At 38.7% G+C, this 9,439-nt stretch carries 6 protein-coding genes; all 6 read right to left on the reverse strand.

The genetic code is table 11. The annotated features are described in order from the left end of the window. Window positions 1-184: 184 nt before the first annotated feature. A complete protein-coding gene (locus tag HMPREF9145_RS05380; protein ID WP_036906713.1) occupies window positions 185-1,798 on the reverse strand; it encodes a glycoside hydrolase family 10 protein in 1,614 nt (537 codons plus the stop codon). A gap of 35 nt (window positions 1,799-1,833) precedes the next feature. Then, entirely contained in the window at window positions 1,834-2,661 is an 828-nt protein-coding gene (coaW, locus tag HMPREF9145_RS05385) for a type II pantothenate kinase (protein ID WP_007133999.1), read from the reverse strand. Window positions 2,662-2,672: 11 nt separating this feature from the next. Then, window positions 2,673-3,005, reverse strand: a complete 333-nt coding sequence (locus tag HMPREF9145_RS05390; protein ID WP_021825324.1) for a cupin domain-containing protein — start codon at window positions 3,003-3,005, stop codon at window positions 2,673-2,675. Window positions 3,006-3,106: 101 nt separating this feature from the next. Continuing rightward, a complete protein-coding gene (locus tag HMPREF9145_RS05395; protein WP_036906715.1) occupies window positions 3,107-6,379 on the reverse strand; it encodes an outer membrane beta-barrel protein in 3,273 nt (1,090 codons plus the stop codon). A 334-nt stretch (window positions 6,380-6,713) separates the two neighbouring features. Then, window positions 6,714-7,421, reverse strand: a complete 708-nt coding sequence (locus tag HMPREF9145_RS05400; protein WP_021825315.1) for an ankyrin repeat domain-containing protein — start codon at window positions 7,419-7,421, stop codon at window positions 6,714-6,716. After that, window positions 7,414-8,664, reverse strand: coding sequence for a hypothetical protein (locus tag HMPREF9145_RS05405; RefSeq protein ID WP_021825339.1), 1,251 nt, complete (start codon window positions 8,662-8,664; stop codon window positions 7,414-7,416). The genes HMPREF9145_RS05400 and HMPREF9145_RS05405 overlap by 8 nt, the downstream gene beginning before the upstream one ends. Window positions 8,665-9,439 lie beyond the last annotated feature (775 nt).

Genomic DNA, 9,439 nt, shown 5'->3' on the forward strand with positions numbered 1-9,439 from the left:
TTCCGAAGGAATTTATGTGGCCCGCCATTAACAAGAGAAGCATTCTCGGTTTTCGAATTTATTTGATGAGTATCCCGATCAAACCGACACAACCCCCAATATCTTTCCTTCTTGGGTATCGCTATAAAATAGTCTATCTACGTGCAAAGTTAATTTGTTTTTGCTGATTGACCAAATGTTTCGGCTAAAATCTTTTCACTAAAATAAAGCCTAATCTATGGCTAATTCCATTGGCGTTAAGGCTTCTCAATTGATAGAAACCATCAGTAATCTGTTTGATATTCACGGCATTTCCCGTCTGTTGTAGACGTTTAATAGGGATGCCATTAATATCACATAGCATGACAATTCCATCACATTCATTTATCCAATTAGGTAGTATTGCGCGGTTACCATCATTGGGAATAAGGCTACTTTGGTTAGCTTTGGGCTGGTTTTGGCATTGCACCACATCACTTTCATTACCATATCGGTCCATAGCTGTAAGCGCATAATAATGTGAAGGGTCATCAGGAATGTCTACACTGTTGGTCTCTTGTCGATAGAGCATAAGGTTTTCAGCCTTTGAAATGTCTACAGGCCAAGTGCGACTGCTATAGAGATTATAAGTCGTATTGTTCTGTTTCTGCCATTCAATTCTATTCTTTTCGACCATAATCAGTGTGGGTTTTTGTAGTTTTTCTACGTTTACCCATGTCATAGTGGGCACCAAAGCAGGTTGTCGGTCAATTTCGTTTAGCGCAGCATCATATATCCCTTTAAGATTATCAGTAAAGAATTTACTTCTGAAATATGCGTGCCCCATGCCCATAGAACGAGTGAAAAACATTTCTCGTGTGATATCATCGAGGTTCCAATCTTTTTCGCGTGGCGACATGAAATATATGCCAAGACCTGGCACAATCATCTTTCCTTGTGCCTGTTCTTGCCAGTCAATGGCAAATGGATAGAAGTTATTTCCCTTGAAATACATCATGGGATAGAGTTGATCCATTAGTCCATTGCGTAACCAATATTGAGCATTTTGTAACACCTTTGAGTAGGCATTCCAGCCATGACTCCAATATCTTGCTAAGTCATCAGCCTTTCCAATTGGCGAACAACTCATCTTTACCCAAGGTTTTTTGCCTTTTACAACATCGTGAATCTTTGTAACAATGTCTGTGATATAAGCTCTTCCTTGGTCAGAAGATACCTTTATTTTCCATGTTTCTGGATAGCGAATGTAGTCAAGATGAATGCCATCAATATCATAACGCTCGGTGATTTCTGAACAGATTTGAGCGAGATAGTCTCCTGTTTGTCCTTTTTCAGGGTTGAGATATCCGTCTTCTCCAATCTTCACTACTAAGTTAGGGAAGCGTTGACGAAGTCGTTTGCATCCTAAACCATTCCATTTTCCAATAGGTAAAGTGACTATCCATGCATGAAATTCCATACCTCGTTTGTGGCATTCATCAATGGCAAACTGGAGTGGATCATATCCTGGTGATGTGCCAGGAATGCCACTTAGGCAGCCATCCCATGGTTCATAGTCTGATGGATAGATTACAGTTCCGCGAATACGTGTTTGAAACAATATTGTGTTTATACCTGCTTTTTGAAGTTTATCGAGGATGTTTCGCAACTCTTGTTGCTGCTTTTCCATCGATAATCTCTGTTGGGAATAATTGTGAGGCCAGTCAAGTCCGCCAATTGTTGTTAGCCAAACAGCTCTTACTTCGCGCTTAGGATGAGCACAAAGGGATTGCATGAACAATAAGAAAAATAGAAAACAGGAGAAAAGTTTCTTATTCATTGTGATGATTCGTGAATTGTATCGCGGCGCGTCAATTATCGATTTTGAATATAACAAAGTGCAGCTCCGATGGCTGTACAGAACTCGCTGTATTTCGGAATGCGGAAATGTACACCATAAAGTTTCTCCATAGCGTGGAATACTTCCTTGCATTGGGGGAGTAGTGTGAGGTTACCGATGAGCACAAAGTCCTTGATTCCACTTTCTAAACTGCTAAGAATCGTGCTGGAACCAACGGCTTGTAATACCATATAGATAAGGCCAATAGCGATGTCTTCACGTGTGGCATTGGTCTTGGCATTACTGAAAAGGCTTGCTGTTGCATTCATAGGAAGTCCTGGAAGCGGTTTAGCACTGATATCACCAATCAGTAAATTGATCTTTGAAATGTCGCCGTTCATTGCAAGACTGGCTACTTGTTTGATGTCATCTGTTTTGAGCATGATGCGTGATAAGCCTTGTAGTGTTCCACCACCGATACCGATTCCTCCAATGTGTCGGATGTCATTTCCATCACATTTTACAAGACTTGTGCCTGTACCCATGCTGACAACAATCATGCGTTTGAGCTTACTTTCGTAGCGAGCACCAAGTCCATCGGCAATAAACTCTTGCGCTTTGCTCGTTGGACGACCATAAATGTTCTCATCAATATAGGCTGAACCAACTCCTGTAAGCATAATCTTTTCGACATCATCAAGCTTGATTTTATTGTCATGAAGATATTTTCCAAAAGCTCCATACAATGAAGTTATGGGGTCGGTAGCCTTTATTCGGAAGGGATTTACTACAATTCCGTGTTCATCAACGCCTACAATCTTAGTTGTACTAATACCAACGTCTATGCCAATTACTATGCTCATGAGATTTGAAATTAATGGTGTTCGGGAACGATAGCTAAGTATTCTACATCTTCATTGGTTCGATTCTCAAAATAATGATTATGTCCCATTGGGCAATAATGTACTTGTCCAGCATGTGCCACCTCTATTTTTCCATCGTAATGATAGGTGAGCTCGCCTTTAAGTATATACATTACTTCGCAGTTTCCTTCGTGAGTATGTAGGCCACTGCAGGCTCCAGGCTTGAGAATACTTTTCATTATCTTTATCTTTTCATCGACAAAGTTGCGGGTGTCGAGTTCACCTTGCCCACCTTTGAAACCATTAATCTTTACTTCTTTTATATCTTTGAAATCTATAATCATATTTATCCGTTATCTTCTTGATTTGCGCAAAGTTAATAAAAAAAAGGTAATCTCTGAAAAGATTACCTTTTTTATATGTGAATCAGTCTATTCTCGTTCCTTTAGAAAGTCACACGTAGACCTAATTGCATGTGCCAACGACTTGTGAAGTCGCTGAGGTCAAGGCGAGGTGCACCATAAATAAATGATGGAGTCATCTTTCCTGCAACCTTCTTCACATCCTGTACGGTGATAACTGGCACGTTGTAAGTGTTTGCGTAGTATTCACCCCAGTGCTTGTTGATAAGATTTCCTACATTGAGAATATCGAATACGAGGCTAACTTTGCTTCCACGTGTTCTGTCATAGAAGAAGTCCTGTGCGAAATGGAAGTCAAAATGATTCTCCCAAGGTGCTATATTGCTGTTTCTTTTTGCATATTGACCACGATGGTTCTTTGCATATTTGTCGTTTTCAATCCATTCTTCGAAGTTCTTACGACTTTCTGCAGCTGTCATTTTGATGTGATGTGTTGTGCGATCAACATTATCAACGAAGTTCATATTCTGCAATTCTTCTTTCGTTGGGATATAAAGAAGGGTGTTTCCTTTTGCATATTCACCATTGAATGAAGCACTTGCATTATCATTCATTGTGAGACTGTAACGCTGTCCGCTGTTTCCATTGTAGGTAAGTGTTACATGGCTCTGCCAACGACCATTGCCATAACGCTTAGTATTGTAGGCTGCTTGGAACATTAGTCGGTGAGGCATGTCGAACATAGAATAAGAAACGTCAGCCTTATTAGGATCTACACAATAATAATACTTCCAGTTTGACATTGCAACAGATGAAGTTCCATCATTAACAGAATAGGAATGACCGAAAGTATAGCTTGCCATAAGGTCGAGACCGAAATCAAAGCTCTTTTCAAATTTAGCACTCAAACTATAACTATGACCACGATTGATGTTCTTCAAGTTAATAACTGAATTAGCATAGTACTTTCCTGTTGTGCCATTAAGAGTGTAAGTATCGTTCTGATTACTCTTATAATAGGTGGTCTTTGAAGCTTCAACGCCATCAACTGCATAGATATCGCCATTTGGTTGAAGTGCGATGTTATTGAACCAAACAGCGTTCAACTGGCGAGAATAGAGAGCTTCGAGAGTCATCTTAACGCCATAAGGTAGCTGTTGCTCCCAAGCAAGGTTTGCACGGAAAGCTTGTGGAAATTTGAAATGACGATCAATTGTTACGATATCTGGATTTACACCTCCTGCATTGCCATAGGTTGCACGAATTTGATCAGGTGTCTTTCCACCATCAGCCAAGAAGGTTGGAGGAAGCGGACTTGTAGAATTTGAGCGAATATTAATACCGCGCATCTCCATACCTGTATTTGCCCATGCATTCTCAATCCATACAAATGGTGCACGGCCATTGAAGATACCGACGCCACCACGCAGTAATGAAGTATGATCTTCATTCATAAACCAACGGAATCCAACACGAGGAGATACCATTACGCATGAGGCTGGGCGACGACCAACCACAACTCCTGTCTTAGCCCAATTGTCTGTAGCATTAAATTTGTCATTGATTGAAATTTTGTTGCTATAGAATGGAATATCGAAACGGATACCATAGGTGAGTTGGAAGGCTGTTGACATATCCCATTTATCTTGTACATAGATGCCAGCCATACCAGCTTTGAATGGGGTCCTCCATTGTGTTGTGCCAGTAAAGGCTTCATCTGAGTATTTCATCTGATAGCCTGAGTTTGGAATAATGCCTTGATTATTGAGGAAACCTCCAGCTGTTGGAGTAAATACCTGTGTAGCTCTATCAACAGAACCTAATTGGTTGAAGTTATAAGCAAAGTTACCGAAAGCTGCCTGGATAAAGCCATTCTTCATATCGTAGAATTCATTGTGTGTACCTACGGTAATGTTGTGGTTGCCGGTATAAATAGAGAAGTTATCTTCTAAGGTCCAAATATCCTGATCAAGTGAGTTTACGCCTGAAGAATATTCTGTACCCATATTGACAGTATAATTATCTCCGCTGAAATAGAGTGTAGGACCTGAATAAGGAGTAGCACGTTTATCACGAACAGAAGTCAAACCGAGGCGGAACTCATTATAAAGACTGTTACTGATGTGTGAAGTTAATTCAGCAACAAAAGAGTTTGTGCGGTCCTTCATGCGATAACTTGAATTATTGAAGAAGAACGACTGTTTGCCATTACCAAACTTATCAGCATAAGAGAAGTTGCCTTGATAACGCAATGTGAAGTGGTTCTTATTATTGATATTCCAGTCTAAACGACCTAAGAGTGAAGTAGCTTCTTGATTGATATTGCGACGTTCAAATGATTCTTCAATACCAGTGATATTCTTATAAATGTCAACCAGTTGCTGAGCTGTTTGTGTGTTCATGAAATAGCCTGGTGCACCAGCATAATAGGTTGAAGGATAGCTGTTCTTTTTATATTCCAATGAAGTGAAGAAGAACAATTTGTCCTTAATGATAGGACCACCAAAGGTGAAGCCGTAAGTTTTGGTGCTTTCATCAGAAAGCTTTTGTGTTTTCTTGTAGACTTGGCTATAACGACCATAAAGGTTTTCATCAGTATAGTATGTGAAGGCTGTACCTGTGAATTTATTTGTACCCGACTTTGTAATAGCATTGATAGCACCACCTGTGAAACCACTTTGACGAACATCGAAAGGTGAAACTGCAACTTGGATTTGCTCGATAGCATCCATTGAAATTGGATTTGCGCCAGTTTGACCACCATTTGTACCAGATGAAGTTAGACCAAACACATCGTTGCTGACCATACCATCGATTTGGAAAGAATTGTAACGGTTGTTGGTTCCTGCGATAGAGATACCTCCAAACTTGTTGTTATTTACAAGAGGAGATAGTTTTGCAACATCATAGACATTACGATCTACGGTTGGTGCATTCTCAATCATTTGCTTAGAGAAGTTAGAAGTAGCACCATTTCCACCATGTCCTGCGCGTCCTGTTACGGTTACTTCGGTCAAGGTTTTAGCATCTTCTTTCATGTCTGCATTGATAACGGTGGGTTCACCCAATGCTAAGAAAATGTTTGTGCGGTTGTCATCCTTAAAGCCGATATATGAAATCGTAACTTTGTAAGGACCACCGACACGCATACCTTGAATGGTGTAACGTCCATCGGTGTTGGTAACAGCATTATAGGTTGTTCCTGATGGAACGTGAACGGCGGTCACGGTTGCTCCGATGACGGTTTCACCGCCTGCGACAACTTTTCCATTAATGCTTGATGTGGTTACCTGCGCCATGAGGGATGTTGTAAAAAACAACATAAGCGCCATTAATAAATGCAATTTTTTTTGCATGACTGTTAACTGAAATTTAATGAATAATTTGAGGGGATAAACCCAGTTAATACTTAGATGATGCAAAATTAGTTAAATATTGCCAAAGTTGTATGGATATCGTGTTAAAATTTTAATTAATGTTGAATTTAATTCTAAATCACTCTGTTATTTCCTTAAAACTGCATTTATGTTCTTTACTTTGCGCCTTTTTCTTACTTCTAAACATGTCATTGAGCTTCAATGAATTCTTACGCTGAAATCATTTTGTGTGGATTTAGTTGTTAATCCTAATTGTTTATGATAAAAGGTAGGCTTGGATTTCAGTTGGTGGTAAAGCTTATTTTTATATGGATTAAATCTTTTTCTTTCGAGCTTTATTTTCCAATAGTCTGACAATTTCCGTATATCCTAATCTTCGTGCGAGAGCAAGTGGTGTAAGTCCTTCTTCACCTTTCACATTTTTTCTTGCACCATGTTTCAGTAGTAGTTCAACCATGGCTTTGTTTCGGTTTCCAACTGCTATGATGATAGGGTAGCTTGTATAGTCTGCGCCAAGGTTTCCCATTCCATCTGCTTTAGCCCCACTGCTCAGTAATAATGCTGTTATCGGAAGATTATTTGTAAGACAACTAAAGACTAATGGGCATTCGCCTTCTTCGGTGTAGGGCTGGTTTACTTTTGCACCTTTAGAAATAAAATACTTTGTCAAGACGTAATTGCCATTATCAATCGCCATATAGAGTGCATCGTAAATGTATATATCATCAGAATATGCATAGTCGATGTTTGCCTTCTGTGCAATGAGCTTTTGGATTGCCGCCTTGTTTTTGTATAGACATGCATAGCCAAGTAAGGTGTAAGATGTTGATTCGTCTTTCCTTATCAGCGAATCAATATTTTTAATATGCTTGAGCTGTGCATCAAGTTCCGAAAGATTGTTTGCCTTTATGGCTGCTATCGCTAAATTATAATGATTTTGCTTTGCCACATTCTTTTGACTATATCCCGACACCAATGCCAAGAGTAGAAAAGCAAGCAAGAGTGTTATTTTCTTATTCATCGTAAGTGTTTTTTAGTTTCTCACTATTTGCAACATTGTTATAAACTTTGTTACAGAGCGCTTTATATCCTTCTAAATTAAAATAATTTTTATCGGCGATATAATCTCTGAATGCTGTATCGTTATAAAGGGCTTCTCCAAGGAGATCGGTTTCTTCAACGCCAAATTTTTTGCAAAATCTATACTGATAATAACATAGGTATGCCGCAACTTTATAGCGTTCTTCCTTATTAAATTCTTTTGCCCAATTAGGCGTATCTTCTTCGTCTTCATGCAACATATATTTTATATAGGTATTCATGAGCGAACTGATTTTGATGTTTTCTGCTTTTGCAGGCAGTTTCAAAACACTTTTCAGCAGTCCCTCTCTGATTTCTACATGTGGCCATTTTGTTTTTTTCTTGATGGCGAAGGTCTCATCAAGGATGTGTGATTTCGCCACAGTGGCATATTCCATTACCATCCATTCAAGCAGCAACCTATTAATCTCCTCGTTTTTGTCATAACCATACTTTTGTAATAGGTTGGTAAGAAATCCCCATTCATTTTTTTTCAGCCACGCAAATGCTTTCTTGCTATCATGAAAAATAAATTCATTTTCATAATATGGTTCTTTGCGACTGAGGTCATAATAGAGCTTTCCTGTCTTAAACAATCTCACATCATAGTCTTCTTCGAAGATATCGGGTAGCCCTTTAATATCTACAACTTCATGAATAGTAGGGTGGGGAAAGATGTAGTTATAATTCGGCACATAGATAGTTTTATTCCAGAAATAGCTTGGTTTCTCATAGGAAGCAGAAATCATTGCATTGGTTTGCTTTCTTCGTTCGGTAGGATTTCCATTCTTAAAGATATAAGTTCGAAAGCCTTCTTCGGCTAAGGCATTGTTGTTTTGAGAAATATCCACACCATAGTATTTCAGAATAGCCTTACGGGCTGTCTCGTTGTTAACAGCTCTGTATCCATGCTTTTTCAGAGCTTCGTAGATAAGTTCAATGGCAATATCCGTATATTCAACTTGATGTTTGCTGGGCATAATCTCAATACCATCCATACCTACATCCGAAAGTTCTTCATAAAAAGCTCGGATTTGTTTGTCATACACTTTCAGTAAATCTCTTTTTGCATGCACTATCGTGTCGTTGGCATTTACCGACTCTTTTTTCTTAGATTGCTTTCCACAACTCAAAAGTCCAATGAGCAGTGATGCAAACAAAAAATATTTAATATTGATTTTCATCTTTCTGTATGGTTTCTTATTTTAATTTTGGTGTTATCATCATCATAGGTTTTACGGCATAGGTTCTTAAATTTCTCATGCGCCTTTGTACAACTGCTCGTAAGCATAATGAGTTGAAGAAGCATGAGTAAGCTTGTGAGACATTTCGTATCATTCTTGTGTTCCATGTGGAATTTCTAAGTTAAGTAAATCTTCATTTGCATACAAAAATAAAGATTGTATGGTAATCTTGCAAATAATTTTCTTGTTTTCATGCTTCTGAACGTTTCAGAAAGGCCAAAAAGAGGTTTTTCATGCTTCTGAACGTTTCAGAAAGGCCAAAAAGAAGATTTTCATGCTTCTGAACGTTTCAGAAAGAGCAAATGGCGGATTTTCATGCTTCTGAACGTTTCAGAAAGGCCAAATGGAGGTTTTTTATGCTTCTGAACGTTTCAGAAAGGGCAAATGAAGGATTTTCGTGCTTCTGAACGTTTCAGAAAGGCCAAAAATTGAAAATAATCGTTTCTGTCAACGACATAAGCATGAAAAAGAGAAAATAGGTGTTTCTGTCAACGACATAAGCATGAAAAAGAGAAAATAATCGCTTCTGTCAACGACATAAGCATAGAAAAAGAGAAAATAGGTGTTTCTGTCAACGACATAAGCATGAAAAAGAGAAAATAGGTGTTTCTGTCAACGACATAAGCATGAAAAAGAGAAAATAGGTGTTTCTGTCAACGACATAAGCATGAAAAAGAGAAAATAATCGCTTCTGTCAACGACATAAGCGCGAAAA

Origin of the sequence: Segatella salivae F0493 (assembly GCF_000477535.1) — a bacterium.
In the GTDB taxonomy this organism is placed as follows: domain Bacteria; phylum Bacteroidota; class Bacteroidia; order Bacteroidales; family Bacteroidaceae; genus Prevotella; species Prevotella salivae.

Excerpts from the sequence above, each read along its gene's own strand:
- HMPREF9145_RS05380 (WP_036906713.1), bottom strand. The coding sequence starts at position 1,798 with ATGAATAAGAAACTTTTCTCCTGTTTTCTATTTTTCTTATTGTTCATG.
- coaW (WP_007133999.1), bottom strand. The coding sequence starts at position 2,661 with ATGAGCATAGTAATTGGCATAGACGTTGGTATTAGTACAACTAAGATT.
- HMPREF9145_RS05390 (WP_021825324.1), bottom strand. The coding sequence starts at position 3,005 with ATGATTATAGATTTCAAAGATATAAAAGAAGTAAAGATTAATGGTTTC.
- HMPREF9145_RS05395 (WP_036906715.1), bottom strand. The coding sequence starts at position 6,379 with ATGCAAAAAAAATTGCATTTATTAATGGCGCTTATGTTGTTTTTTACA.
- HMPREF9145_RS05400 (WP_021825315.1), bottom strand. The coding sequence starts at position 7,421 with ATGAATAAGAAAATAACACTCTTGCTTGCTTTTCTACTCTTGGCATTG.
- HMPREF9145_RS05405 (WP_021825339.1), bottom strand. The coding sequence starts at position 8,664 with ATGAAAATCAATATTAAATATTTTTTGTTTGCATCACTGCTCATTGGA.